The following is a 25,787-nucleotide window of genomic DNA, read 5'->3' on the forward strand; positions in this document are numbered from 1 at the left end:
GCGTTTTCGCACGGTTTGATCGCGGCAGGAGAAGTTATGCAAGGCAAGTACGGTTCTGAAAACACGCTGCCATTGAGCGAGTTGCTGACGGTGGTATTGATCACCCACAACCGCCCGGCCTTTTTGCGCAGGGCGCTGAAGTACTACAGCAGCCTGCCTTGCAAGGTGCTGGTGCTGGACTCTTCCCCCGAGCGTCCGGAAGGCGATTTTTCAGCGGTTGATTATCAGCACCTGCCGCAATTTGCCTACTGGGGCATGCAGGCCAAGCTGACTTACGGTGTTGCGCAGTTGACCACGCCGTACATGGTCTTTGCCGCCGACGATGACTTCATCCTGCATGAGTCGCTGGCCGAGTCGGTCAACTTCCTCAAAGCGAACGGCGACTACGGACTGTGCCACGGCTACTGCCTGATGTACCTAGCGCAGGCGGGCAGCGTCAGCTACTACCGTCGCGACAAGAAAGTCTGTGAGGACTACGCGTCCGAGCGCGCCGAGGATCGCGTCCTCGATTTCATGCATCAGTACGTACCGCCGTTCTACGGCGTGTGCCGTACTTCGATCATTCAGGACTGGTACGCCGCGTTGCCTGCAGGCACCAGTTTCGAGTGGCAGGAAATCGGCCACAGCTACTATCTCTTGGCAAACGCCAAGGCGCGGATTCTGCCCATCCCTTATGTCGTGCGCGAGATCAACTTCGGTTTCTCCGACCACAACACCGAGGTCTATCACGCACTGTCGTACACCGACGCCAAGTCAGTGGCCGAGCGTGAAGCCTTCGCTGAATTCCTGGCGTCCTTGCCGACCGCTATCGCTGAACCCGATCAGGCACAGCGCAAGGCATTTGCGCTGGAAAGCTTTGCAGCCATGACAGACAGTCTGGTCAGCGGGCGGGCATTGACTGCCGAGCTGATTTTCGAGTCGACCTGGAACAACTACACCAAGACGCCAGAGCGTAAATTCGGCCCACGGCAATACGTCGAGATGCCGTTTTACAACCAGCACTTCTTCGATTTGCTCACGCAGTTCGAATTTCTCCTTCACGCGATGCCAGCCGGGCGTATCCAGCTGGAGCAGCTCGAGGGTGTATGGAGCCGACAAGAATATCTGCTGCAGTCACGTAACAACGATACCCCGCAAAGTGTCACCGATCGGCTGTGGCAAGCCCACGACTGCAACGCTTTCAACCGTCGCGTGATCAAGCGTCTGGCCGAGCAACTGCAAATTGTCGGCGAGCAAGCTCCAGCGCAGGAGATGCTTGAGTGGAGCGCGCGTCTTGAAGACGTGTCGAACGTTGATCATTACCCGGTTTTTTACAAGATGCGCTCGGGCCGTTTGCTCGACTGGCTGGCGGCTCGCCAGCCTGACGCCGACCAGACTGCGTCGATTGCCGCGCATCTGGCGGCGAACAACGGCGGACCGCAATTCGGCATTTTCCTGCTCGATCTGGATAACAGCGTCGAGAAGCTGCAGATTACCCTCGACAGTCTCATCGAAGGTCAAAGCAGAGCTTTCAGAATCGTGGTGTTCACCACCGGAGAACCGCAGACCGCGACCACTGCGCAAAACACCTTGCACTTTGTCCGCGTCACGCCAAGCAACCTGGTCGACAAGCTCAACCAGAGCGCTGCGCAGTCGCCGTGCGACTGGTTGCTGCTGGCGAGCGTGGGTGATGAATTCACACCGGCCGGCCTGGCCCGCGCCGGTCTGGAACTGATGTCGGCCAGCGGTATTCGCGCGGTGGCGACTGATGAAATCCAGCGCACTGCCGAAGGTGCACTGGTCGACGTGTTCCGCCCCGGTTTCAATCTGGATCTGCTGCAAAGCGTGCCATCGCTGATGGCGCGGCATTGGCTGATCCGCCGTGAAGTATTGCTCGAGGCCGGCGGTTATCAGGCCGACTTCAGCAAGGCGCTGGAATTCGATCTGTTGCTGCGCATCATCGAACAGGGTGGCCTCGGAGGCGTGGCGCATCTCGACGAGCCGCTGCTGATCACCGAGCAGGCGCCTCTGGAAGAAAACGCCCATGAGCGTCTGGCGCTGCTGCGTCACTTGGGCAGTCGCGGTTACAAGGCCAAGGTCACGTCGGCGCTGCCGGGTACCTGGCAAATCGATTATCGCCATACCGAACAACCGCTGGTGTCGATCATTGTGCCGGTCATTGATGATCTGCCGGCACTGCGTCGCTGCCTCGAAGGCGTGCTGCTGCGTACCCGTTACAGCCGCTACGAAGTGCTGTTGGCAGCCAACGGCAATCAGTCGGCCGAGGTCAATGACTGGCTGGGCACACTGCGCCACGCCAAGGTCAATGTCTTGCGTGCCGATCAGCCGCTGAGCGAGGTCGCGTTGTACAACGCCGCCAGCGAGCAGGCCCGTGGCGAATACCTGGTGTTGCTGGCCGCTGACAGCGAAGTGGTCAACCCGAACTGGATCGATTCGCTGCTCAACCATGCCCAGCGTCCGGAGGTCGGCATCGTCGGCGCCAAACTCGTCGATCGTGACGGCAGGATTGCCCAGGCCGGTCTGATTCTCGGCCTCAACGATGGCGTGGGATCGCCCTTCATCGGCGAAAAACACAAGGCTGCGGGTTACATGCAACGCCTGGCTGTCGAGCAGAACTACTCGGCGGTTTCCAAGGTGTGCCTGATGATTGGCAAGGAATTGTTCAATGCCGTTGGCGGGCTGGACGAAGTGACTTTCGCAACGGGTTATGCCGATGTCGACCTGTGCCTCAAGGCTGGTCAGGCCGGTTACCTCACTGTGTGGACGCCACTGGTGCAAGTGCTGCATACCGGCGAGCTGCCACGGGCGCCAGAGGCGCTGGCGGCACTGCGCGAAAAATGGCCCGACGCTTTCGCCCAAGACCCAGCCTACAACGCCAACCTGGCCCTGACCGGCAAAGGTTTTACCCTGGGCGAAAATGCCTCGATCAACTGGGCACAGTTGCTCGCTTAGTGTGCCGGACAGGAATCAGCATATGTTCAACGGTAAATCGATTTTCATCTCCGGCGGCACTGGCTCGTTCGGGCGCAAATTCATCGCCCGTCTGCTGGAGCAATACCAGCCTAAACGCGTGGTGGTCTTCTCCCGCGACGAGCTGAAACAGTACGAAATGCAGCAGACATTCAACGCGCCATGCATGCGTTATTTCCTCGGTGACGTGCGTGACGCCGACCGCTTGCGTCAGGCCATGCGCGGCATCGACTACGTGGTGCATGCCGCCGCGTTGAAGCAGGTGCCAGCGGCGGAATACAACCCGACCGAATGCATCCGCACCAACGTCAATGGCGCGGAGAACATCATCGCCGCCGCCATCGATAACGGCGTGCAAAAGGTCGTTGCATTGTCCACCGACAAAGCAGCCAGCCCGATCAACCTGTACGGTGCGACCAAGTTGCTCTCGGACAAGTTGTTCGTCGCCGCCAACAACATTGCCGGCGAGCAGCAGACCCGATTCGCCGTAGTGCGCTACGGCAATGTCGCCGGTTCGCGCGGCTCGGTAGTGCCGTTCTTCAGCAAGCTGATCGCTGACGGCGCGCAAGAATTGCCGATCACCGACGAGCGCATGACGCGGTTCTGGATCACCCTCGACCACGGCGTGCAGTTCGTGCTCGACAGCTTTGCGCGGATGCACGGCGGCGAAGTGTTCGTGCCGAAGATTCCGTCGATCCGCATCGTCGATCTGGCGCGCGGCATGGCCGAGCATCTGCCGCACAAGAACGTCGGCATCCGTCCCGGCGAGAAGCTGCATGAGCTGATGGTGCCGCTGGACGATGCGCGCATGACCCTTGAGTTTGACGACCACTACACGATTCAGCCGTCGATTCGTTTTACCAGCGTCGACGTCGATTTCGCCGTCGATAAACTTGGCGAACGCGGCCGTGCCGTGGGCGAGGATTTCGAATACCGCTCGGACACCAACCCGCATTTCCTTTCGGTCGGGCAGATCGCCGATCTGCACGCGAAGCTGTCGGTATGATTCCTTACGGTCGGCAGAGCCTCGATCAGGCGGACATCGATGCGGTGGTCGAGGTGCTGCAATCGGACTGGCTGACCCAGGGGCCGACCATCGAACGCTTCGAGCAGGCCATGGCTGAGCGCTGTCAGGCGGATTTCGCCGTGGCGGTGTGCAACGCCACGGCGGCGCTGCACATTGCTTGTCTGGCGGCGGGTCTGGGGCCGGGCGATCGCTTGTGGACTTCGCCGAACACCTTCCTCGCCTCGGCCAATTGCGGGCGTTATTGCGGTGCCGACGTTGATTTTGTCGACATCGATCCGCTGACCTGGAATCTCGATGCCTTCGCTCTTGAAACGAAGCTCGAACAGGCCGAACGCGACGGTATGCTGCCGAAAGTTCTCGTCGCCGTAGCGTTCTCCGGGCAGAGCTGTGACATGCGCAAGATCGCCGAACTGGCCGTGCGCTACAACTTCACCGTGATCGAAGATGCATCGCACGCGGTGGGCGCCAACTACGCCGGGCGCCCGGTCGGTTGCGGTGAATTTGCGGCAATGACGGTGTTCAGTTTTCACCCGGTGAAAATCATCACCAGCGCCGAGGGCGGCATGGTCCTGACCAATCGCCCGGTGCTGGCCGAGCGCCTGCAACGCCTGCGCAGCCATGGCATGACCCGCGATCCAGAACAGATGACCGAGCCCAGTCACGGGCCGTGGTATTACCAACAGATCGAGCTGGGTTTCAATTATCGGATCACCGACCTGCAAGCGGCGCTGGGTCTTTCACAACTGCGCAAACTGGATAAGTTCGTCGCACGTCGCCGCGAACTGGCGGCGCGTTACGATCAGTTGCTCGCCTACCTGCCGCTGACCTTGCCGAGCGCGCAGCCCGAGGCCGAATCAGCGTGGCACTTGTACGTGGTGCGTTTGCAGGCCCAACGCTGCAATCTCAGCCATCGTCAGGTCTTCGAAGGCTTGCGCGCCGCCGGCATCGGCGTAAATCTGCACTATATTCCGGTGCATCTGCAGCCGTACTATCGCGAGCTGGGTTTTGCCGAGGGCGATTTCCCCGAGGCCGAGCGCTATTACGCCGAGGCGATCAGCTTGCCGCTGTTCCCTTTGCTCAGCGAAGCACAACAGGATCAGGTGGTCGAGCAACTGCGCCGGCTGCTGCTTGAGGAGTAAGGCACCGTGAGCTGCGTCGCGATCATCCCCGCCCGTGGTGGCAGCAAGCGCATCCCGCGCAAGAATCTCAAACCGTTCGACGGCGTACCGATGATCGTCCGCTCGATTCGCACGGCGCTGGAATCAGCGCTGTTCGACGCCGTGGTGGTCAGCACCGACGATGCGGAAATTGCCGACGTCGCACGGGCGCACGGCGCCGAAGTGCCGTTCATGCGACCGGCCGATCTGGCGGATGATTTCACCGGTACCGCTGCGGTGATCGTGCATGCCTTGCAGCACTTGCCGACGTTCGATTACGCCTGTTGCCTGTATGCGACGGCGCCGCTATTGCAAGTGCGCTACCTGCGTCAGGGCCTGGAATTGCTCAAGCAGCATCCGCACAAGGCGTTTGCCTTTTCGGTGTGCGGCTTCGGGTTTCCCGTGCAGCGTGCGCTGACCCTCGACGAGGAGGGCGCCTTGATGTCCATGTACCCCGAATTTCGCACGACCCGCTCGCAGGATCTGCCCGAAGCGTTTCAGGATGCCGGGCAGTTCTACTGGGGCCGCAGCGAAGCGTGGTTGCGCGGCGAGACGCTGTTCTCGCCAGCCAGCCTGCCGGTGATCCTGCCGCGCCATCTGGTCCAGGACATCGACACCCCCGAAGACTGGCAACGCGCCGAATACCTGTACGCCGCGCTCAAGGCCGGCGGAGAACTGCCATGAGAGTGCTGATCCGTGCCGACGCTTCGCCGGCCATCGGCAGCGGCCATATCGCCCGCTGCCTGACGCTGGCGCGAGTGTTGCGCGGGCAGGGCAGTCATGTTGCGTTTGCCTGTCGGCGGTTGCCGGGGCATCGACTCGAAGCCTTGAATGCCGAAGGCTTCGAGACCTTTGCACTGCCCGAGCGCTATCGCGACGAAGACCCGCTGCAGGCCATCGAATCGATGTTGCCATGGCAGTTCGACATTGATGCACTGGGCCTGCTGCTGGACGGGCAGGCACCGTTCGACTGGATCATCGCCGACCATTACGGCCTCGATCATCATTGGCAAACCGCGGCCCGGCGCTGGGCGCATAGAATCGCCGCCGTGGATGATCTGGCCACGCGGCGCTACAGCGTCGATCTGCTGCTCAATCAGAATCTCTCAGGCTTGAGTGAAAACTACGCGCCGCTGCTGCCGCCAGGCTGTCGCACCTTGCTCGGTCCGCGCTACGCCATGCTGCGCGAAGAATTCAACTGCGATGCCATCGAGATCAAACCGAAGGCCCGGCGCGTGCTGGTGAATTTCGGCGGTTTCGACGCGGCGAGGCAGACCCATCACGCGATGCTCGCTTTGGCTGATTTCACTGAATTGCAGGTGGATTTCGTCGCGGGCGCCGACAATCCGGCGTGGGCGCAGATGCAGGCGTTGGCCGAGACGCGGCCGAACTGGCGCCTGCACAGTTTCGTCAGCGATTTCCATCAACGCATGACTGAAGCCGATCTGTTTATCGGCGCCGGCGGCGGCACCAGTTGGGAGCGTGCGGCGCTGGGTTTGCCGACCATCTGCATCGCTGTGGCGAACAATCAGCAGGCCAACGGCGAAGTCATGGCGGCGGCCGGCGCGCATGTGTTCATGGGCGCCCGCGAGCAGGTCAGCGTCGAGCAGTTGCGCGATGCGGTCGGCTTTGTCGTGGACAATCATTTTCTACGCCGCAGCCTCGCCGAGCGTTCGCGGCAACTGGTCGACGGACGCGGTGCCGAACGCGTGGCGGCGGCGCTTGCCGGTGCGGTGCTCAAACTGCGTCCGGCGACGCTGGACGATGCGCAGTTGCTGTTCGATGGGCGCAATGCCGAGCCGGTGCGGCGCTGGTCACTGGAAACCGGCGTGATCGATTGGGCGCAGCACCTGAACTGGTTGACGGCGAGTCTGCGCAATCCGCAACGGCTGCTGTTGATCGCTGAGGCGGATGACGGCCCGGTCGGTGTGCTGCGTTACGATTTGCGCGGGTTCGAAGCCGAAGTGTCGATCTATCTGCTGGAAGGGCGTTTCGGCCTCGGTTGGGGCAGGGCAGTGCTCAGCCGTGGCGAAGCATTTGTCGCTGCGCACTGGCCGCAACTGACACGCATCACTGCGCGGGTCATGCCCGCCAACCAATCCTCAATGAAAGTTTTTCGCGACGCCGGATTCATCCAGGAAACCTGTGCGTTCAGCCGTGTTTTGAAGGATCACCCGCATGTCTAGTTTCAAGATTGGCCACCACACCATCGGTGCCGATGCGCCGCCGTTCATCATTGCCGAGATGAGCGGTAACCATAACCAGTCCCTCGACGTCGCTCTGCAAATCGTCGAGGCGGCGGCCAAGGCTGGAGCGCATGCCTTGAAGCTGCAAACCTACACCGCCGAAACCATGACCCTGGATTTAGCTGAAGGTGAATTCTTCATCAAGGACCCGGGCAGTCTGTGGGCCGGGACTTCGCTCTACGATCTCTATGAAAAGGCCCATACGCCGTGGGAGTGGCACGCGCCGATTTTTGCTCGAGCCAAAGAGTTGGGGATGCTCGCGTTCTCGACGCCGTTCGATGACAGCGCGGTGGATTTTCTTGAGAGCCTCGATGTGCCGGCTTACAAGATCGCCAGTTTTGAAAACACCGATCTGCCGTTGATTCGTCGTGTGGCAGCTACTGGCAAACCGCTGATCATCTCCACCGGCATGGCGAGCATCGCTGAACTGGATGAAACCGTGCGCGCCGCACGCGAGGCCGGGTGCAGAGACCTGGTATTGCTCAAGTGCACCAGCACCTATCCGGCCACGCCGCTCAACAGCAACGTGCGCACGATCGCGCATCTGCGTGAGTTGTTCGGCTGCGAGGTCGGGCTGTCGGATCATTCGATGGGCGTTGGTGTGTCGGTGGCGGCGGTGGCGCTAGGGGCGACGGTGGTGGAGAAGCACTTCACCCTCGACCGCTCGGCCGGTGGCGTCGACGCGAGTTTTTCTCTGGAACCTGCGGAGCTGGCCAGTCTGGTCGTCGAAACCGAACGTGCCTGGCAGGCGATGGGGCATGTTCAGTACGGCCCGACCGAGGCCGAGCGCAAGTCGCTGGTCTATCGCCGTTCGCTGTACGTCACCGCTGACATGGCCGCCGGTGAACCCTTTACCGGGGACAATCTGCGCGCCATTCGTCCTGGTCTCGGCCTGCCGCCCAAGCACACCGATGCCGTCCTCCGACGCCACGCGCGCACCGCGATCAAGCGTGGTACGCCGCTGGATTGGTCGCTGGTCGAATAGGTCAATCTGCCATCGATTCGGCAAAATGGCGTGACCTGCGAGTCATAACGCGCATCTTCACTGTATTGTATTGACCGGGAAGATGGCGCCTGGCCGTTTTCGGTTCAGTGATAGCCCTTTGCGCTTCCCGGGGCTGCCCGTTGTGGCGGCCGTTTTCTGTTTGTCGGCGCCCCTCGAAAATCCTTGCGAGCGGTGGTCTTGGGCTGTTTTTTATTGGGAAGCCGTAATGATTGGCATAAAAAGCATTGCGAGCTACGTTCCTGTAGCCGGCGTGGACAATTACGCACAAGGTGCAAAATTCGAGAAGGATGAAGAATTCATCCTTGGCAAGATCGGCTCGGCATTCCTGCCGCGCAAAGACGCTGAGCAGGAAACCTCCGATCTGTGCGTGGAAGCGGCCAATGCGCTGTTTGCCAGCAATCCTGAACTGAAACGTGAGTCGATCGATGCGCTGATTGTGGTCACCCAGAACGGTGATGAAGAAGGCTTGCCGCACACCGCTGCAATCGTTCAGGACAAACTCGGCCTGCCCACCAACGTAGCCGCGTTCGATATCTCGCTGGGCTGTTCCGGTTACGTTTACGGCATCTACGCGATCAAGGGCTTCATGGAAGCCGCCGGCCTGAAGAACGGCCTCCTGATCACCGCTGACCCGTATTCGAAAATCGTCGATCCGGAGGACCGCAACACCACCATGCTGTTCGGCGATGCCGCCACCGCAACCTGGATGGGCGAAAACCCGACCTGGGCGCTGGGCAAGGCCAAGTTCGGCACCGACGGTTCCGGCGCCCCGCACCTGAAAGTCAGCAACGGCGTGTTCTTCATGAACGGCCGTCAGGTCTTCAACTTCGCCCTGCTGAAGGTCCCGGCGCACTTGCATGAGCTGCTTGACGATTCGGGGCTGAAAGCCGATGACATCGATGCATTCTGCATTCACCAGGGCAGCGCAGCGATTGTCGATGCCGTGGCGCGGCGCTTCGAAGGCGAACCGGAGAAGTTCATCAAGGACATGGTCGAGACCGGGAATACCGTGTCGTCGAGCATTCCGTTGCTGCTGGAAAAACACGTCATCGATTCCGATTGGCAGCGTATTGCGCTGAGCGGTTTCGGCGTCGGTCTGTCGTGGGGTTCGGCGATCATCTATCGCCCTTGAGTCCGAGTAAAAACGGCGGATACAAAAATAGCGTTCAAGGTTAACCTTGAACGCTATTTTTTTGCCTGGAAGGGAGCGCGAGTCGCGATGAGCGAGTTTTTTCAAGCCAACGCCGAGGTGTTGCAACGGCGCTGGCCGGCGTTGTTCGAGCGACTGATGGCCGAAGACAGCGCGTCGGTGCAGGCCGAACTCGTGCAAGGACTGGGCTCGACGCTGAGCGTCGACGGCATTCAGCTCACCAGCCGCCATGATCGCCTGCATGAAGCGCAGGTTCAGGCGGCGAGCCTGCCGGAGAAACCGCGTCTTCACGTCTATGGCACCGGCCTCGGCGACTTGCCCGGTGCGCTGCTTGAGCGCGTGGGACTCGAGCGCCTGTACGTGCACATCCTAAATGGCGCGCTATTCGCGCTGGTGCTGCACCTGCTTGATCAGCGCCAGTGGCTGGAGGATCCTCGTGTCGAACTGTTTTACGCCGGCGATCACCCCGACTTCTTCACGCCGTTCTTTGCCTTGCCGGCTGAGATGCTGCTGGCGGATGACTTCAACGCGAAGGTTCGCGATCGGTTGATCAACGAAGTGCACCTGACGTTCAACAATCGCGATTTCGACCCGCAGTCGCCGGAAATCCGCCAGCGCTTGCAGGAGTGTCTGCCGGTGTTGCTCGGCGATGCTGATGTGGCGCAATTGTTCGGCAGCTGCGTTGGGCGGGAGGTCTACGTGATCGCCACCGGGCCGACGCTGGAGCAGCATTTCGAGCGTCTGGCGGCGATTCGTCAGGGGGTCGAACGCCCGCTTCTCATCTGTGTCGACACTGCGTACCGGCCGTTGCGTGAGCATGGCATCGTGCCTGATCTGGTGGTGAGTATTGATCAGCGCATCGGTTTCCGCCATCTGCCGTTCGAGGCGTCCGACGGGATTACGCTGGTGTACCTGCCGATGAGCGACCCGCAGGTATTGAAGGCGTGGAAGGGCAAGCGCTATGGCGGTTATTCGGCGAGCCCGATTTATGCCGAGCTGAAAAAACAATATCCGCGGGGTGAGTTGCACGTCGGTGGTAGCGTGATTCATCCGGCGGTGGATCTCGCGGTAAAAATGGGCGCGACCCGAATCACTTTGTTTGGCGCTGACTTTGCCTTTCCGATGAACAAGACTCACGCCGGTTGGGGCGATGGCGACCTGGGGCCACCGCTGGCCCAGGCGCGGCACTGGGTGCGCGATGGCCATGGTCAGCGCGTCAGCACCCAGCTGAATTTTCGCGGCTATCTGTGTGTGCTGGAGCGTTACATCGCCGCGCATCCACAGGTCGAATTTCTCAACAGCAGCCGCGCCGGTGCGCTGATTGCCGGTGCCGCTTTCAATCCGGAGTTCGTGCAATGAGTGCGCTGAGTCAATGCCAGAACCAGTGCCGCCAATGCGCGACTTTGTTCCGCTTGGGGCGTGACGTCGAAGCGGCGTTGACCATGGTCGATGTGTTCGAAGAGGCTCAGCAATGTCTGTCATCTGCCTCGGTGGAAGTGCAGCAGATTTGGGCGCAAGTGCTCATGCAAATGCTCGATTGTCAGGAACGCCGGGACTGGCTGGGTCTGGCCGACTATATGGAATACGAGCTGGTTGAATTGCTGGAAGATGAGCAGCGCTGAAGCGCTCGATGGCGCTGGCCCGCGGCTCTGCGGTACAGGCGTTTTTATGACGTCATTTTTTCGCGCTGGATGTGCGGCTAAGTCTTTGTTTTCTCGGGGGTGGCGTGGTGATGGCAAAATTTTTTCAAAAAGCCCTCAAGCAACCTGCAAACCCGACGATAACTATTACGAAGGTTCTCTAGGCCATACCCGGCGGTTGCCAGGGCCGGAAGCCGCAGTACCCAACCAACGAGGAATTCGTCATGGCTTTAACAGTAAACACCAACACCACATCGTTGAACGTTCAGAAAAACCTGAACCGCGCTTCCGACGCTCTGTCCACTTCGATGCAGCGCCTGTCTTCCGGCCTGAAAATCAACAGCGCCAAAGACGACGCCGCTGGCCTGCAGATCTCCAACCGCATGGCTTCGCAAATCCGTGGTAACACCCAGGCCATCCAGAACGCCAACGACGGTATCTCCGTTGCCCAGACCGCTGAAGGCGCTCTGCAAGCTTCGACCGATACCCTGCAGCGTATGCGTGAACTGGCTGTTAAAGCCCGTAACGGTACCAACGGTACTGCTGACCAGGTTGCAACCAACCAGGAATTCGCTCAGCTGTCTGACGAAATCACCCGTATCTCGGCTGCTACCAACCTGAACGGCAAAAACCTGCTGGACGGTACCGCTGGTACTGTAACTCTGCAAGTTGGCGCAAACACCGGTTCGGCTAACCACATCGACCTGGTACTGAGCTCCAAGTTCGACGCCGTGAGCCTGTCCGTAGGTAGCGCTACTGTTGTACTGAGCGGTGCAGACGCTGCTACTGCTGCTACCAACATCGACAACGCGATCACTGCGATCGACGCTGCTATCGCTGCCATCGGTGCAACCCGTGCCAGCCTCGGTGCTTCGCAGAACCGTCTGACCACCACCATCTCCAACCTGCAGAACATCACTGAAAACACCACCGCTGCTCAGGGTCGTGTACAGGACACCGACTTCGCCGCAGAAACTGCTAACCTGACCAAGCAGCAAACTCTGCAGCAAGCTTCGACTTCGGTTCTGGCTCAGGCCAACCAACTGCCTTCCGCTGTACTGAAGCTGCTTCAGTAATTCGGAACAAGTTTGAGCGGGGGAGTGCGCTGGTCGTGCTCTCTCGCTTTTTTACGTTAAGAGGTGATGGGCATGGACATGAGCGTAAAGCTTAACGTGTCTTATCCGGCTCCCAAGCCAGTTACGCCGGTAGCTGACAAACCGGCAGAAACGCCTGAAGTTGTCAAGACTGAAGCGCCGGTCGCTGCCCGGAGTCAGGGTTCGGACGACGCCAAGTTGAAACTGGCGGTGCAGGAGATCGAGAAGTTCGTCCAGTCGATCAAGCGCAATCTGGAGTTCTCCATCGACGAGCATTCCGGTAAGGTCATTGTAAAAGTGATCGCAAGCGAAACGGGTGAAATCGTGCGACAGATCCCCTCCGCAGAAGCCCTCAAGCTGGCTGACAGTCTCGCCAATGCAAGCCACGTGCTGTTCGACGCTAAAGTCTGATAGCTGGCATGAATAGTGTTTGCCCATTTTCAGGACGCTTGTAACGGTCAAAAGAATGGCAACAATGAAGGGAGATGCACATGGCAAGTCCAATTCTACCGGGTTCCGGACTGGGTTCCGGTCTGGACATCGGCGCGATCGTTACTGCGCTGGTCAACGCCGATAAGTCGGCAAAGCAAACGCAGATCGACGCTGCGACCAAAACCAACACGCTGAAAATCTCCGGCGTTGGTTCGTTGAAGAGCGCGCTGACTGCGTTTCAGACGGCGATGAACAATCTGGGTAACAAGACCAACCCTGCCTTTGCCGGCTTCACGGCGACATCGAGCAAAACCGACATTCTGACAGCCACATCTGACAGCACCGCGGTAGCGGGTAACTACAGTGTCGTGGTCAACAAGCTGGCAACGGGCTCGAAAATTGCCAGTGCCTCTTTCGCCGGCGGTGCCGCCAGTGCCATTCCGAGTGGTACCCTGAAAATCAGTCAGAATGGCACTGATTACAACGTCGATATCCCGGCGAACGCTACCTTGCAGACTACGCGTGACGCGATCAACAAGGCTCAGGGCGCCAACGGTATCTCTGCCAACATCGTAACCGACAGCACGGGTGCTTCGCGCCTGGTTATCAGCTCGAGCAAGACAGGTGCTGGCTCTGACCTCAGTGTCAGCGGCATTGCGGGTCTGGAAATTGATGGCACCCAGTTGATGGGCAGCAGTCCGGCGGCGGGTGCTTCAGGTGCTGTTAACGGTGTTGCGCAAAATGCCGAGTTGACCATTGATGGTCTGGCGGTGACCAGCAAGAGCAACACAGTGACGGGTGCGGTCAGCGGACTGACACTGAATCTGGTAACCGTTAGCCCTGGCACGCCTCCGACGCCTGCGATTGTTGGCGTTGAGGCCAATACAAAAGGATTGCAGACTTCGGTCCAGGCTTTTGTCGATGCCTACAACACGTTGAAAAACACCATCGACACGCTGTCCAAGGCGACACCGGATGAAGATGGCAAGCTGACCGTACAGGCCGCGTTCACCGGCGATGCACTGCCGCGTTCGATGATTGCCGACATTCGTGCGCAACTGACTGCGCCGGGCGCCGGTGGTCCGCTGGCTGTACTGTCGCAGTTGGGTGTCATGACTGATCGTCTGACCGGTAACCTGACCTTCGATACTGCAGCGTTCAACAAAACCATGGCCCAGCCCGGTATGACCGGTCAGGTGCAGCAGCTGTTTACAGGCACCAACGACACCAATGGTTTGTTGGCGCGCATGAGCAAAGCGGTTGATCCGTATCTCAAGCCAATGGACAGCAAGTCCAAGGGACTGTTGGATCAGCGTCTTGATTCGCTGATTGCCAACACCAAGACTCTGACCAACCAGCAACTGGCGCTGGATCTGCGGGTAGCCAACCTGACCAAGACGTTGACCGCCAAATACAACGCCATGGATTTGTTAGTGGGACAGATGAAGGCGACGGCGAACAATATCACGTCGTTCTTTGCTTCTCTGAACGCTCAGCAATCCGCGAAATAACAGGCAGCAACGACAAAAACCCGGCTACGCTTTATCGGCGTGCGCCGGGTTTTTGTCTTTTAATCTAAAGTTTTCGGGCCGGTTGGCGATACACTGGTTATACGAGTCAACGCGGCAATGAGGTAGAACATGAATCCGATGTTAGCCCTTCGGCAGTATCAGAAAGTCGGCGCCCATGCGCAGGCGTCCGAAGCGAGCCCGCACCGCCTGGTGCAAATGTTGATGGAAGGTGGTCTGGCTCGAATTGCTCAGGCAAAGGGCGCCATCGAGCGCAAAGATATCCCCGGAAAATGCACAGCGATCAGCAAAGCCATCGGCATTGTCAGTGGTTTGCGCGAAGGCCTCGATCTTGAAAACAACGCAGAGGCGCTGGCCGATCTGGACAGCCTGTACATCTACATGATGAAGCGCCTCGCCGAGGCCAATATCAGCAGCGATCCGCGTGTCCTTGATGAAGTGGCTGGCTTGCTTACAACGGTAAAAGAAGGCTGGGACGCCATCGCGCCTGTGCCGGCTCCGCAGTTCTGAAGGAGATCACCATGAGTCTTGTATTGCAGCGAATAGCCGATACCCGTGAAGCATTGGTCGGTGCCCTGGCCGAGCGCAACTGGGAAGCCATTGGCGAGCTGGATCTGGCTTGCCGTTCCTGCATGGAAGACGTCATGGCGGAAGCTTCGCTGGACGAAGTTGCGCTGCGCGACAACCTCGAGGAGCTGCTGTTTGTCTATAAGGAGCTTCTTGAGGTGGCGATGGGGGAGCGGCAGGCGATAGCCAACGAGATGTCGCAGATCACCCAAGCGCAAAAGGCTGCAAAGGTTTACCATCTGTTTGGTTAATTAACCGTCAGTTAATCCAGAGATGTGCGCCATAAATTTGACTGTGCACGGTTTTTTGACTTAACTAGTGGCTATTATCAGGTTTAGGGCGTCTACAGGCACATGGTGTCCTGCAAGCGTCTCGCTTGCCTTATTTTTCGGGCATTGAGTTGACTAGGGAAGTTGCTATTGCATGTGGCGTGAAACCAAAATTCTGCTGATCGATGACGATAGCGTCCGCCGCCGCGACCTGGCGGTGATTTTGAATTTTCTTGGCGAAGAAAATTTACCCTGCGGCAGCCATGACTGGCAGCAGGCAGTCGGCTCTTTGTCGTCTAGTCGTGAGGTCATATGCGTACTGATCGGGACGGTCAATGCTCCTGGCGCGCTTTTGGGCTTGCTAAAGACACTCGCAACCTGGGATGAGTTCCTTCCGGTTTTGTTAATGGGCGATAATTCTTCCGTTGACTTGCCTGAGGACCAGCGTCGACGCGTGCTGTCGACCCTGGAAATGCCGCCCAGCTACAGCAAATTGCTCGATTCGCTGCACCGCGCCCAGGTCTATCGCGAGATGTACGACCAGGCCCGCGAGCGCGGCCGTCACCGCGAACCCAACCTTTTCCGCAGCCTCGTCGGTACCAGCCGTGCGATTCAGCACGTGCGCCAGATGATGCAGCAGGTGGCCGACACCGACGCCAGCGTGCTGATCCTCGGCGAGTCCGGCACCGGCAAGGAAGTGGTCGCTCGCAACCTGCACTACCACTCCAAGCGCCGCGACGCACCGTTCGTACCGGTCAACTGCGGGGCGATTCCGGCCGAGTTGCTGGAAAGCGAACTGTTCGGCCACGAGAAGGGCGCTTTCACCGGCGCGATCACCAGCCGTGCCGGGCGCTTCGAGCTGGCCAACGGCGGCACGCTGTTCCTCGACGAGATCGGCGACATGCCGCTGCCGATGCAGGTCAAGCTGCTGCGCGTGCTGCAGGAGCGCACCTTCGAGCGCGTGGGCAGCAACAAGACCCAGAGCGTCGACGTGCGCATCATTGCCGCGACCCACAAGAATCTTGAAAGCATGATCGAGATCGGTTCGTTCCGCGAAGACCTCTACTATCGCCTGAACGTATTCCCGATCGAAATGGCGCCGCTGCGTGAGCGCGTTGAAGACATCCCGCTGTTGATGAACGAACTGATCTCGCGCATGGAGCACGAAAAGCGCGGATCGATCCGTTTCAATTCAGCGGCGATCATGTCGCTGTGCCGTCACGGCTGGCCGGGTAACGTCCGCGAGTTGGCCAACCTGGTCGAGCGCATGGCGATCATGCACCCGTACGGCGTGATCGGCGTGGTCGAGTTGCCGAAGAAATTCCGCTACGTCGACGATGAAGACGAACAAATGGTCGATAGCCTGCGCAGCGATCTCGAAGAGCGCGTGGCGATCAACGGCCATACCCCGGATTTCAGCGCCAACGCACTGCTGCCGCCGGAAGGCCTGGATCTCAAGGACTACCTCGGTGGTCTGGAGCAGGGCCTGATTCAGCAGGCGCTGGACGACGCCAACGGCATCGTGGCGCGTGCCGCTGAACGCTTGCGCATTCGTCGCACCACGCTGGTGGAGAAGATGCGCAAGTACGGCATGAGCCGAGCCGGCGGAGATGAACAGGCGGATGATTGACGCCTGTTTTTCAACTGCTTCATTTATAAGCGGTTTTTTTTAGGCACGGGTATTGCTACATCCCTCGCAACGTTCCGTTTCACTGACGGTCAGCCAAGCGAGAGAGCACAATGCCCCAAGCCGCCCAGATCTCCTCTGCCTCCAATATCGTGGGGCAACCCTCGTCCGTAGAGCAGGCCAGCCGTCAGGGACTTGAGCACGCGTTCCAGTTGTTCAATCAGATGTCGAGCCAGTTGACCGACTCCTACAGTCTGCTCGAGGCGCGAGTGTCCGAGCTCAAGGGTGAGCTGGCCGTGGTCAGTGCCCAGCGCATGCAGGAGCTGGCAGAAAAAGAGCGCTTGGCCAATCGCCTGCAAAATCTTCTCGACCTGTTGCCCGGCGGCGTGATCGTTATCGATGGCCACGGCTTGGTCCGCGAAGCCAATCCGGCCGCCATCGACTTGCTCGGCTCGCCGCTCGAAGGCGAGCTCTGGCGCCACGTGATCGCCCGTTGCTTCGCCCCGCGTGAAGACGACGGCCACGAAATTTCCTTGAAAAACGGGCGACGCCTGTCGATTTCCACCCGCTCGCTGGATGCCGAGCCGGGGCAGTTGGTGCTGCTTAACGACTTGACCGAAACCCGTCATCTGCAAGATCAACTGGCGCGCCACGAACGTCTGTCTTCGCTGGGGCGAATGGTTGCGTCCTTGGCGCATCAGATCCGTACGCCGCTGTCCGCCGCGTTGCTCTACGCCAGTCATTTGACTGAGCAGCAATTGCCGGTCGAAACCCAGCAGCGCTTCGCCGGGCGTCTGAAAGAGCGTCTGCACGAATTGGAGCACCAGGTGCGCGACATGCTGGTGTTCGCCCGCGGTGAGTTGCCGCTGACCGACCGCCTCACTCCCCAAACCTTGATGCAATCGCTGCAGGCCGCCGCACTGACCCACGTACAGGATCTGCCAATTCGCTGGCAGTGCGACAGCCATGCCGGTGAGCTGCTGTGCAATCGCGACACGCTGGTCGGAGCGCTGCTGAACCTGATTGAAAACGCCATCCAGGCCAGCGCCGGCGAGGCGCGCCTGAAAGTGCATTGCTATACCAGAGGCAACACCCTGCGCTTGTGTGTCAGCGACACTGGCAGCGGCATTGAGCCAACAGTTCTGGCGCGCCTCGGCGAGCCGTTTTTTACTACCAAAGTCACCGGGACCGGCCTTGGTCTGACCGTGGTCAAAGCGGTGGCCCGTGCCCATCAGGGAGAATTGACCCTGCGTTCACGAGTCGGGCGTGGCACTTGCGCGCAGGTCAGCCTGCCGCTGTTTTGCGCTGCACAGGGAGTTGAATAAACGTCATGGGCATCAAGGTGTTGCTGGTCGAGGATGACCGTTCGCTGCGCGAAGCGCTGGCCGATACGCTGCTGCTGGCAGGCCACGACTATCACGCGGTCGGCAGCGCCGAGGAAGCGCTGACGGCCGTGGCACGTGAAGCGTTCAGTCTGGTGGTCAGCGACGTCAACATGCCGGGCATGGACGGTCATCAACTGCTCGCCTTGCTGCGCGCACGCCAACCGCAATTGCCTGTCCTGCTGATGACCGCCCACGGCGCGGTCGAGCGTGCGGTCGATGCCATGCGTCAAGGGGCGGCGGATTACCTGGTCAAACCGTTCGAGCCCAAAGCGCTGCTTGATCTGGTAGCGCGGCATGCGCTGGGCAGCATTGACGCTGGCGAGGCGGACGGGCCCATCGCGGTAGAGCCGGCCAGTGTGCAATTGCTTGAACTCGCGGCACGGGTCGCGCGCAGTGATTCGACTGTCCTCATCTCCGGCGAATCCGGCACCGGTAAAGAAGTCTTGGCGCGCTACATTCACCAGCAATCGCGGCGGGCCAGTCAGCCATTCATCGCGATCAACTGCGCGGCGATCCCTGACAACATGCTTGAAGCGACATTGTTCGGCCATGAAAAGGGCTCGTTCACCGGCGCTATCGCCTCGCAGGCCGGCAAGTTCGAGCAGGCTGACGGCGGCACTCTTCTGCTTGATGAAATTTCCGAAATGCCTCTGGGCCTGCAAGCCAAACTGCTGCGTGTGCTGCAGGAGCGTGAGGTCGAGCGGGTGGGCGGGCGCAAGCCGATCAGCCTCGACATCCGCGTGGTCGCGACGACCAACCGCGATCTGGCCGGTGAAGTGGCGGCGGGACGCTTTCGTGAAGACCTGTTTTACCGCTTGTCGGTTTTTCCGTTGGCCTGGCGTCCACTTCGCGAGCGCACTGCCGATATCCTGCCGCTGGCCGAGAAGTTGTTGGCCAGGCACGTCAATAAAATGAAGCATGCAGCAGCCAAGCTGTCCCCCGACGCGCAAGCCTGCCTGACCGCGTATCCGTGGCCGGGCAACGTGCGTGAGCTGGACAACGCTATTCAGCGTGCGCTGATCCTGCAGCAGGGCGGTTTGATCCAGCCGCAGGATTTTTGCCTGGCTGGGGCGGTGACATTCGCCTCCTCGTCGGTCGCTGCTCCGGTGGTTCGCGAAGTGGAAATCGAGGCGGATTCTTCCGGTGCGCTGGGCGATGACCTGCGCCGCCGGGAGTTTCAGATGATCATCGATACCCTGCGCGCCGAGCGTGGTCGCCGCAAGGAAGCCGCCGAAAAGCTCGGCATCAGCCCGCGCACCTTGCGTTACAAACTGGCGCAGATGCGCGATGCCGGGATGGACGTCGAAGGTTATCTGTTCGCCACCTGACGAATGCTGCAAAACATTCCAGATGCTTTTCTCAGAAGGGTGCCCATGAGCTGGCACCCTTGTTGCTAATACCTGTGTACCCGCCGAGTGAGTGTCAAAAAATTGCGGGCCGCCCAAGAGAGTAGACCATGAGCCAAGGTATTGAATTTAATCGGTTGATGATGGACATGCAGGCCATGAAAGTGGATGCCATGTCTGCGCGTAAATCGACTACCGCTGTCCCTGAAATGGCAGGCAGCAGCTTTTCCGACATGCTCGGTCAGGCGATCAATAAAGTCAGCGATACCCAGCAGGCGTCGACTCAACTGGCCAACGCGTTCGAGATCGGCAAGAGCGGTGTCGACCTGACCGACGTGATGATCGCATCGCAGAAAGCCAGCGTATCGTTCCAGGCTCTGACCCAGGTGCGCAACAAGCTGGTTCAGGCTTACCAAGACATCATGCAGATGCCGGTTTAAGGGCGAAATAAGTCATGGCAGATGCAGTCGCAGATAACGTTCCGGCCAAGGCCACCCCGATCGACGGCAAACCGCCGCTGTTCGGCCTGTCCTTTCTGGAAAATCTCTCCCAGATGACCATGCTGCGTCAGGTCGGCCTGTTGGTCGGACTGGCGGCGAGCGTGGCGATTGGCTTTGCCGTGGTGCTGTGGTCGCAGCAGCCGGATTACCGCCCACTGTACGGCAGCCTTGCCGGCATGGACGCCAAGCAGGTCATGGAGACCCTGGCCGCCGCTGACATTCCTTACAACGTAGAACCTAACTCTGGCGCCTTGCTGGTCAAGGCCGATGACCTGTCCCGTGCGCGGATGAAACTCGCTGCCGCTGGTGTCACTCCCAGCGACGGCAACATCGGTTTTGAAATCCTCGACAAGGAACAGGGTCTGGGCACCAGCCAGTTCATGGAAGCGACCCGTTATCGTCGCGGCCTGGAAGGCGAACTGGCGCGGACCATCTCCAGCCTGAACAACGTCAAGGGTGCTCGCGTGCACCTGGCGATTCCGAAGAGTTCGGTGTTCGTCCGTGACGAGCGCAAGCCAAGCGCCTCGGTGCTGGTCGAACTGTACAGCGGGCGTTCGCTGGAGCCGGGTCAGGTGGTAGCGATCATCAATCTGGTGGCGACTTCCGTTCCCGAGCTGAGCAAGTCGCAGATCACCGTGGTCGATCAGAAGGGCAACCTGCTCTCCGATCAGGCGGAGAACTCCGAAATGACCATGGCCGGCAAGCAGTTCGATTACAGTCGCCGCATGGAAAGCATGCTCACCCAACGCGTGCACAATATTCTGCAACCGGTACTGGGCAACGATCGCTACAAGGCTGAGGTCTCGGCCGATGTCGATTTCAGTGCCGTCGAATCGACTGCCGAGCAGTTCAACCCGGACCAGCCGGCGTTGCGCAGCGAGCAGTCGGTCAACGAACAACGCACCGCCAGCAATGGCCCGCAAGGTGTGCCGGGTGCCCTGAGCAACCAGCCACCGTCGCCAGCCTCGGCGCCGCAAACCACCGGTGGCACTGCCGCAGCGGCCGGTATGATCCAGCCGGGTCAGCCGCTGGTTGACGCCAACGGTCAGCAGATCATGGACCCGGCCACCGGCCAGCCCATGCTCGCGCCGTACCCGGCAGACAAGCGTCAACAATCCACCAAGAACTTCGAGCTCGACCGTTCGATCAGCCACACCAAACAGCAGCAGGGCCGACTCAATCGCCTGTCGGTGTCGGTGGTGGTCGACGATCAGGTCAAGGTCAACCCGGCCAACGGTGAAACCAGCCGCGCGCCGTGGAGCGCCGACGAATTGGCGCGATTCACCCGTCTGGTGCAGGACGCCGTCGGTTTCGACGCCAGCCGTGGTGACAGCGTCAGCGTGATCAACATGCCGTTCTCCGCCGAGCGCGGCGAAGTGATTGCCGATATTCCGTTCTACTCCCAGCCATGGTTCTGGGACATCGTCAAACAAGTGCTGGGTGTTCTGTTCATCCTCGTACTGGTGTTTGGTGTGCTGCGTCCGGTGCTCAACAACATCACCGGCGGTGGCAAAGGCAAGGAGCTGGCCGGTCTGGGCAGCGACGTGGAACTCGGTGGCATGGGCGGCCTGGACGGCGAACTGGCCAACGACCGCGTGAGCCTCGGTGGTCCGCAGAGCATTCTGTTGCCGAGCCCGAGTGAGGGTTATGACGCGCAACTGAATGCAATCAAGAGTCTGGTAGCTGAAGACCCGGGTCGCGTGGCTCAGGTCGTGAAAGAGTGGATTAACGCAGATGAGTGATAACCGAGCCGCTACCGTCAAACTGACCAAGGTCGACAAAGCCGCGATTCTGCTGCTGTCCCTGGGGTCGACCGATGCTGCGCAAGTGCTGCGCCACATGGGCCCGAAAGAAGTCCAGCGCGTCGGCGTGGCCATGGCGCAGATGGGCAACGTCCATCGCGAGCAGGTCGAGCAGGTGATGAGCGAGTTCGTCGACATCGTCGGCGATCAGACCAGCCTCGGCGTCGGTTCCGACGACTACGTGCGCAAGATGCTCACCCAGGCCCTGGGCGAAGACAAGGCCAACGGCCTGATCGATCGCATCCTGCTCGGTGGCAACACCAGCGGCCTCGACAGTCTGAAATGGATGGAGCCGCGCGCAGTCGCCGACGTCATCCGCTACGAACACCCGCAGATCCAGGCGATCGTGGTCGCGTACCTCGACCCGGATCAGGCCGGTGAAGTGCTCGGTAACTTCGACCACAAGGTGCGACTGGACATCATCCTGCGCGTCTCGTCGTTGAACACCGTGCAACCGGCAGCCTTGAAAGAACTCAACCAGATTCTCGAGAAGCAGTTCTCGGGCAACTCGAATGCCTCGCGCACCACCCTGGGTGGCATCAAGCGTGCCGCCGACATCATGAACTTCCTCGACAGCTCGATCGAAGGCCAGCTCATGGACTCGATCCGCGAAGTCGACGAAGACCTGTCCGGTCAGATCGAAGACCTCATGTTCGTGTTCAACAACCTCGCCGACGTCGACGACCGTGGCATTCAGGCGCTGTTGCGCGAAGTCTCTTCCGATGTGCTGGTGCTGGCCCTCAAGGGTTCGGACGAAGGCGTCAAGGAAAAGATCTTCAAGAACATGTCCAAGCGTGCCGCCGAACTGTTGCGCGACGACCTCGAGGCCAAAGGCCCGGTGCGCGTCAGCGATGTCGAAACCGCGCAGAAGGAAATCCTCACCATTGCCCGTCGTATGGCTGAAGCCGGCGAGATCGTGCTCGGTGGCAAGGGCGGCGAGGAAATGATCTAAGCCCATGGATAAGCCTGACGAGTCTGTGACGGATCTGATCCGCGCCCGCGATGTTCGCGGCTTCGAATCCTGGGCACTGCCCAGCTTCGACCCGCCGAAACCGGAACCCGAGCCGGAACCGGAGCCCGAACCGCCGGAAATGGAAGAAGTGCCGCTGGAAGAAGTCCAGCCACTGACACTGGAAGAACTCGAAAGCATCCGTCAGGAGGCTTACAACGAGGGCTTCGCCATTGGTGAAAAGGAAGGCTTTCACAGCACCACACTGAAAGTGCGTCAGGAAGCCGAAACAACGCTGGCGGCGAAAATCGCCAGCCTTGAGCTGCTGATGGCCAACCTGTTCGAGCCGATCGCCGAGCAAGACACACAAATTGAAAAGTCGCTGGTCGACCTCGTGCAACACATCACCAGACAAGTGATCAAGCGTGAGCTGGCCATCGATTCGACGCAGATCGAACACGTCATGCGTGACGCCCTCAAGCTCTTGCCGCTGGGTGTGGAAAACGTGCGCCTGTACGTCAATCCGCAGGACTTCGCCCAAGTCAAAGCCTTGCGCGAGCGGCATGAGGAAACCTGGCGCATCGTTGAAGACGAGTCGCTGTTGCCCGGTGGCTGCCGGGTGGAAACCGAGCACAGTCGCATCGACGCCAGTGTCGAATCGCGGGTGACCCAGGTCATGGCCAAGCTGTTCGACCAGTTGCACGAACAGGCCCTGCACCCGGCAGCGCCTGATCTGAGCCTGGAAATCCCTGAAGACAGTCCAGCGGCTGTCGACCGCGTCGAGCCGCGCACGGACGCCAGCGATGCGCCTTGAACGCACCAGTTTCGCCAAGCGCCTGAGCACCTACGCCGAGGCCACCGAGATGGCCGGCGCGCCGATCCTTGAGGGTCGGCTGCTGCGCATGGTCGGCCTGACCCTCGAAGCCGAAGGCCTGCGCGCCGCCATGGGCACCCGCTGCATGGTGATCAATGACGACAGCTACCACCCATCCCAGGTGGAAGCTGAAGTCATGGGTTTTTCCGGCAGCAAAGTCTTCCTTATGCCGGTCGGCAGCGTCGCCGGCATCGCCCCGGGCGCCCGCGTGGTGCCGCTGGCCGATACCGGTCGTCTGCCGATGGGCATGAGCATGCTCGGCCGGGTGCTCGATGGCGCCGGCCGCGCGTTGGACGGCAAGGGCGGCATGAAGGCCGAAGACTGGGTGCCGATGGATGGCCCGACGATCAACCCGCTCAACCGTGACCCGATCAGCGTGCCGCTGGACGTCGGCATCCGTTGCATTAACGGTTTGCTGACGGTCGGCCGGGGCCAGCGTCTGGGCCTGTTCGCCGGTACCGGTGTCGGTAAGTCGGTGCTGCTGGGCATGATGACCCGCTTCACCGAGGCCGACATTATCGTCGTCGGCCTGATCGGTGAGCGCGGTCGCGAAGTTAAGGAATTCATCGAGCATATCCTCGGTGAAGAAGGCCTCAAACGTTCAGTGGTGGTTGCCTCGCCGGCGGACGATGCGCCGCTGATGCGTATGCGTGCGGCGATGTATTGCACGCGCATCGCCGAGTATTTCCGCGACAAGGGCAAGAACGTCCTGCTGCTGATGGATTCGCTGACCCGTTTCGCTCAGGCCCAGCGGGAAATTGCTCTGGCCATCGGTGAGCCGCCAGCGACCAAGGGTTATCCGCCATCGGTGTTCGCCAAACTGCCGAAACTGGTGGAGCGCGCCGGTAACGCGGAAAAGGGCGGTGGCTCGATCACGGCGTTCTACACCGTACTGTCCGAAGGCGACGACCAGCAGGACCCGATTGCCGACTCGGCGCGCGGTGTGCTCGACGGTCACATCGTGCTGTCGCGGCGTCTGGCCGAGGAAGGTCACTATCCGGCAATCGATATCGAAGCATCCATCAGCCGGGTAATGCCGGCGGTGGTCTCGCCGGATCACATGCAGCGTGCGCAGTATTTCAAGCAATTGTGGTCGCGCTATCAACAGAGTCGCGATCTGATCAGCGTCGGCGCCTACGTCGCCGGCGGCGATCGCGAGACCGATCTGGCGATTTCCCTGCAGCCGCAGTTGGTCAGGTATCAGCGTCAGGGTCTCAACGACAAGATCACCTTGGGTGAAAGCCAGGCCTATCTGGAAACCCTGTTCGCCCCAGCGGCGGGCGGGTAACCGGCCATGGCCGTCAGCCGCGCAGCGCGCCTGGCACCGGTGGTGGACATGGCCGAGAAGGCCGAAAAAGCCGCGGTGCAGCGTCTGGCCTATTTTCAGGGGCAGGTGAAAGTGGCGGAAAGCAAACTGGCCGACCTCAATGCCTTTCGTCTGGATTACTCGCAGCAGTGGATCGTGCGTGGCAGCACCGGCGTGACCGGGCAATGGCTGCTGGGTTTTCAGGGCTTTCTGGCGCAACTCGACACCGCCGTCGATCAGCAGCGGCAGAGCCTGGTGTGGCACCAGAACAAGCTCGACAAGGCCCGTGAAGAATGGCAACAGGCGTTCGCTCGCGTCGAGGGTTTGCGCAAACTGGTGCAGCGCTACCGCGACGAAGCGCAGCGCCTGGAAGACAAGCGCGAGCAGAAGCTGCTGGATGAGCTGTCGCAGCGCTTGCCGCGACGGGATGCCTTTTAAAGATCAAAGGATCGCAGCCTTCGGCAGCTCCTACATTTGGAATGCATTCCCCTGTAGGAGCTGCCGAAGGCTGCGATCTTTTGATCTTGCTTTTCCAACCTTGCCCCAACCCTATCCAGATGCTAAACCTTGTACAGGTTCGTCAATGACAAGGAAGCCAGTCAATGTCAGTCGTTACAGAAGTGTCTCAAGATGGGAAAAAACTCACGATTTCGATCGAGGGTCGGTTCGATTTCGGTCGGCATCAGGAATTTCGCGAGTCGTATGAGCGGCTCCCACGCAAACCCGAATCCATCGTGGTTGATCTGAAAGAGGCCACCTACCTCGACAGCTCCGCCCTGGGCATGCTGCTTCTGCTGCGTGATCACGCTGGCGGCGACGAGTCGGATATCCGCATCGTCAACAGCAATTCCGATGTGAAGAAAATCCTCGCGATTTCCAACTTCGACACACTCTTCGACATCAGTTGACGC

Annotated in this window: 24 protein-coding genes; all 24 read left to right on the top strand. The window is 60.1% G+C overall.

Going from position 1 to position 25,787, the window contains the following annotated elements; translation table 11 throughout:
• Window positions 1-36 precede the first annotated feature (36 nt).
• The 24 genes from VNV36_RS20455 (at window position 37) to VNV36_RS20570 (ending at window position 25,784) form a co-directional block, all read left to right on the top strand.
• Complete coding sequence (locus VNV36_RS20455) at window positions 37-2,952, top strand: glycosyltransferase family 2 protein (RefSeq protein ID WP_325719940.1); 2,916 nt, start codon at window positions 37-39, stop codon at window positions 2,950-2,952.
• A gap of 22 nt (window positions 2,953-2,974) precedes the next feature.
• Entirely contained in the window at window positions 2,975-3,976 is a 1,002-nt protein-coding gene (gene pseB / locus VNV36_RS20460; protein ID WP_325719942.1) for a UDP-N-acetylglucosamine 4,6-dehydratase (inverting), read from the top strand.
• Window positions 3,973-5,136 carry a UDP-4-amino-4,6-dideoxy-N-acetyl-beta-L-altrosamine transaminase gene (gene pseC / locus VNV36_RS20465; protein WP_325719944.1) on the top strand — a complete coding sequence of 388 codons (1,164 nt, stop codon included), beginning with the start codon at window positions 3,973-3,975 and terminating at the stop codon, window positions 5,134-5,136. The genes pseB and pseC overlap by 4 nt, the downstream gene beginning before the upstream one ends.
• Before the next feature lie 6 nt (window positions 5,137-5,142).
• Window positions 5,143-5,838 carry a pseudaminic acid cytidylyltransferase gene (pseF, locus tag VNV36_RS20470; protein WP_325719946.1) on the top strand — a complete coding sequence of 232 codons (696 nt, stop codon included), beginning with the start codon at window positions 5,143-5,145 and terminating at the stop codon, window positions 5,836-5,838.
• Window positions 5,835-7,340, top strand: coding sequence for a UDP-2,4-diacetamido-2,4,6-trideoxy-beta-L-altropyranose hydrolase (gene pseG, locus VNV36_RS20475; RefSeq protein WP_325719948.1), 1,506 nt, complete (start codon window positions 5,835-5,837; stop codon window positions 7,338-7,340). Before pseF ends, pseG begins: the two co-directional genes overlap by 4 nt.
• Window positions 7,333-8,385 (top strand): pseudaminic acid synthase, encoded by a 1,053-nt coding sequence (gene pseI / locus VNV36_RS20480; protein ID WP_325719950.1) that lies wholly within the window; start codon window positions 7,333-7,335, stop codon window positions 8,383-8,385. The genes pseG and pseI overlap by 8 nt, the downstream gene beginning before the upstream one ends.
• Window positions 8,386-8,611: 226 nt before the next feature.
• A complete protein-coding gene (locus VNV36_RS20485) occupies window positions 8,612-9,538 on the top strand; it encodes a ketoacyl-ACP synthase III (protein WP_186532051.1) in 927 nt (308 codons plus the stop codon).
• Between the two features lie 87 nt (window positions 9,539-9,625).
• Window positions 9,626-10,915 (top strand): motility associated factor glycosyltransferase family protein, encoded by a 1,290-nt coding sequence (locus VNV36_RS20490; RefSeq protein WP_325719954.1) that lies wholly within the window; start codon window positions 9,626-9,628, stop codon window positions 10,913-10,915.
• Complete coding sequence (locus VNV36_RS20495) at window positions 10,912-11,178, top strand: hypothetical protein (protein ID WP_325719956.1); 267 nt, start codon at window positions 10,912-10,914, stop codon at window positions 11,176-11,178. Before VNV36_RS20490 ends, VNV36_RS20495 begins: the two co-directional genes overlap by 4 nt.
• Window positions 11,179-11,420: 242 nt before the next feature.
• Window positions 11,421-12,272, top strand: coding sequence for a flagellin domain-containing protein (locus VNV36_RS20500; RefSeq protein WP_325719958.1), 852 nt, complete (start codon window positions 11,421-11,423; stop codon window positions 12,270-12,272).
• Between the two features lie 72 nt (window positions 12,273-12,344).
• Entirely contained in the window at window positions 12,345-12,701 is a 357-nt protein-coding gene (locus tag VNV36_RS20505) for a flagellar protein FlaG (protein WP_325719960.1), read from the top strand.
• Between the two features lie 80 nt (window positions 12,702-12,781).
• Entirely contained in the window at window positions 12,782-14,233 is a 1,452-nt protein-coding gene (fliD, locus tag VNV36_RS20510) for a flagellar filament capping protein FliD (RefSeq protein ID WP_325719962.1), read from the top strand.
• A 129-nt stretch (window positions 14,234-14,362) separates the two neighbouring features.
• Complete coding sequence (fliS, locus tag VNV36_RS20515; RefSeq protein ID WP_325719964.1) at window positions 14,363-14,761, top strand: flagellar export chaperone FliS; 399 nt, start codon at window positions 14,363-14,365, stop codon at window positions 14,759-14,761.
• Window positions 14,762-14,772: 11 nt separating this feature from the next.
• Window positions 14,773-15,069 (top strand): flagellar protein FliT, encoded by a 297-nt coding sequence (gene fliT / locus VNV36_RS20520; RefSeq protein ID WP_016771085.1) that lies wholly within the window; start codon window positions 14,773-14,775, stop codon window positions 15,067-15,069.
• A 172-nt stretch (window positions 15,070-15,241) separates the two neighbouring features.
• Window positions 15,242-16,717 (top strand): sigma-54 dependent transcriptional regulator, encoded by a 1,476-nt coding sequence (locus VNV36_RS20525; RefSeq protein WP_041479014.1) that lies wholly within the window; start codon window positions 15,242-15,244, stop codon window positions 16,715-16,717.
• A gap of 110 nt (window positions 16,718-16,827) precedes the next feature.
• On the top strand, window positions 16,828-18,039 hold the full coding sequence (locus tag VNV36_RS20530; RefSeq protein WP_325719967.1) for a sensor histidine kinase: 1,212 nt from the start codon (window positions 16,828-16,830) through the stop codon (window positions 18,037-18,039).
• 5 nt (window positions 18,040-18,044) lie between these two features.
• The gene (locus tag VNV36_RS20535) at window positions 18,045-19,427 is read left to right on the top strand and encodes a sigma-54-dependent transcriptional regulator (protein WP_325719969.1); all 1,383 of its coding nucleotides are present in this window, start codon (window positions 18,045-18,047) and stop codon (window positions 19,425-19,427) included.
• 128 nt (window positions 19,428-19,555) lie between these two features.
• Window positions 19,556-19,885, top strand: a complete 330-nt coding sequence (gene fliE / locus VNV36_RS20540) for a flagellar hook-basal body complex protein FliE (protein WP_325719971.1) — start codon at window positions 19,556-19,558, stop codon at window positions 19,883-19,885.
• 14 nt (window positions 19,886-19,899) lie between these two features.
• Window positions 19,900-21,687 carry a flagellar basal-body MS-ring/collar protein FliF gene (fliF, locus tag VNV36_RS20545; protein ID WP_325719973.1) on the top strand — a complete coding sequence of 596 codons (1,788 nt, stop codon included), beginning with the start codon at window positions 19,900-19,902 and terminating at the stop codon, window positions 21,685-21,687.
• The gene (gene fliG / locus VNV36_RS20550) at window positions 21,680-22,699 is read left to right on the top strand and encodes a flagellar motor switch protein FliG (RefSeq protein WP_016771079.1); all 1,020 of its coding nucleotides are present in this window, start codon (window positions 21,680-21,682) and stop codon (window positions 22,697-22,699) included. Before fliF ends, fliG begins: the two co-directional genes overlap by 8 nt.
• 4 nt (window positions 22,700-22,703) lie before the next feature.
• Window positions 22,704-23,510: a flagellar assembly protein FliH gene (gene fliH, locus VNV36_RS20555; protein ID WP_325719976.1), complete on the top strand. Its 807-nt coding sequence runs from the start codon at window positions 22,704-22,706 to the stop codon at window positions 23,508-23,510.
• The gene (gene fliI, locus VNV36_RS20560; RefSeq protein ID WP_325719978.1) at window positions 23,500-24,858 is read left to right on the top strand and encodes a flagellar protein export ATPase FliI; all 1,359 of its coding nucleotides are present in this window, start codon (window positions 23,500-23,502) and stop codon (window positions 24,856-24,858) included. Before fliH ends, fliI begins: the two co-directional genes overlap by 11 nt.
• A gap of 6 nt (window positions 24,859-24,864) precedes the next feature.
• Window positions 24,865-25,314, top strand: a complete 450-nt coding sequence (gene fliJ / locus VNV36_RS20565; protein WP_016771076.1) for a flagellar export protein FliJ — start codon at window positions 24,865-24,867, stop codon at window positions 25,312-25,314.
• Window positions 25,315-25,478: 164 nt separating this feature from the next.
• Window positions 25,479-25,784 (top strand): STAS domain-containing protein, encoded by a 306-nt coding sequence (locus VNV36_RS20570; protein ID WP_325719981.1) that lies wholly within the window; start codon window positions 25,479-25,481, stop codon window positions 25,782-25,784.
• Window positions 25,785-25,787 lie beyond the last annotated feature (3 nt).

Origin of the sequence: Pseudomonas sp. (assembly GCF_035554175.1) — a bacterium.
Classification (GTDB): Bacteria; Pseudomonadota; Gammaproteobacteria; order Pseudomonadales; family Pseudomonadaceae; genus Aquipseudomonas.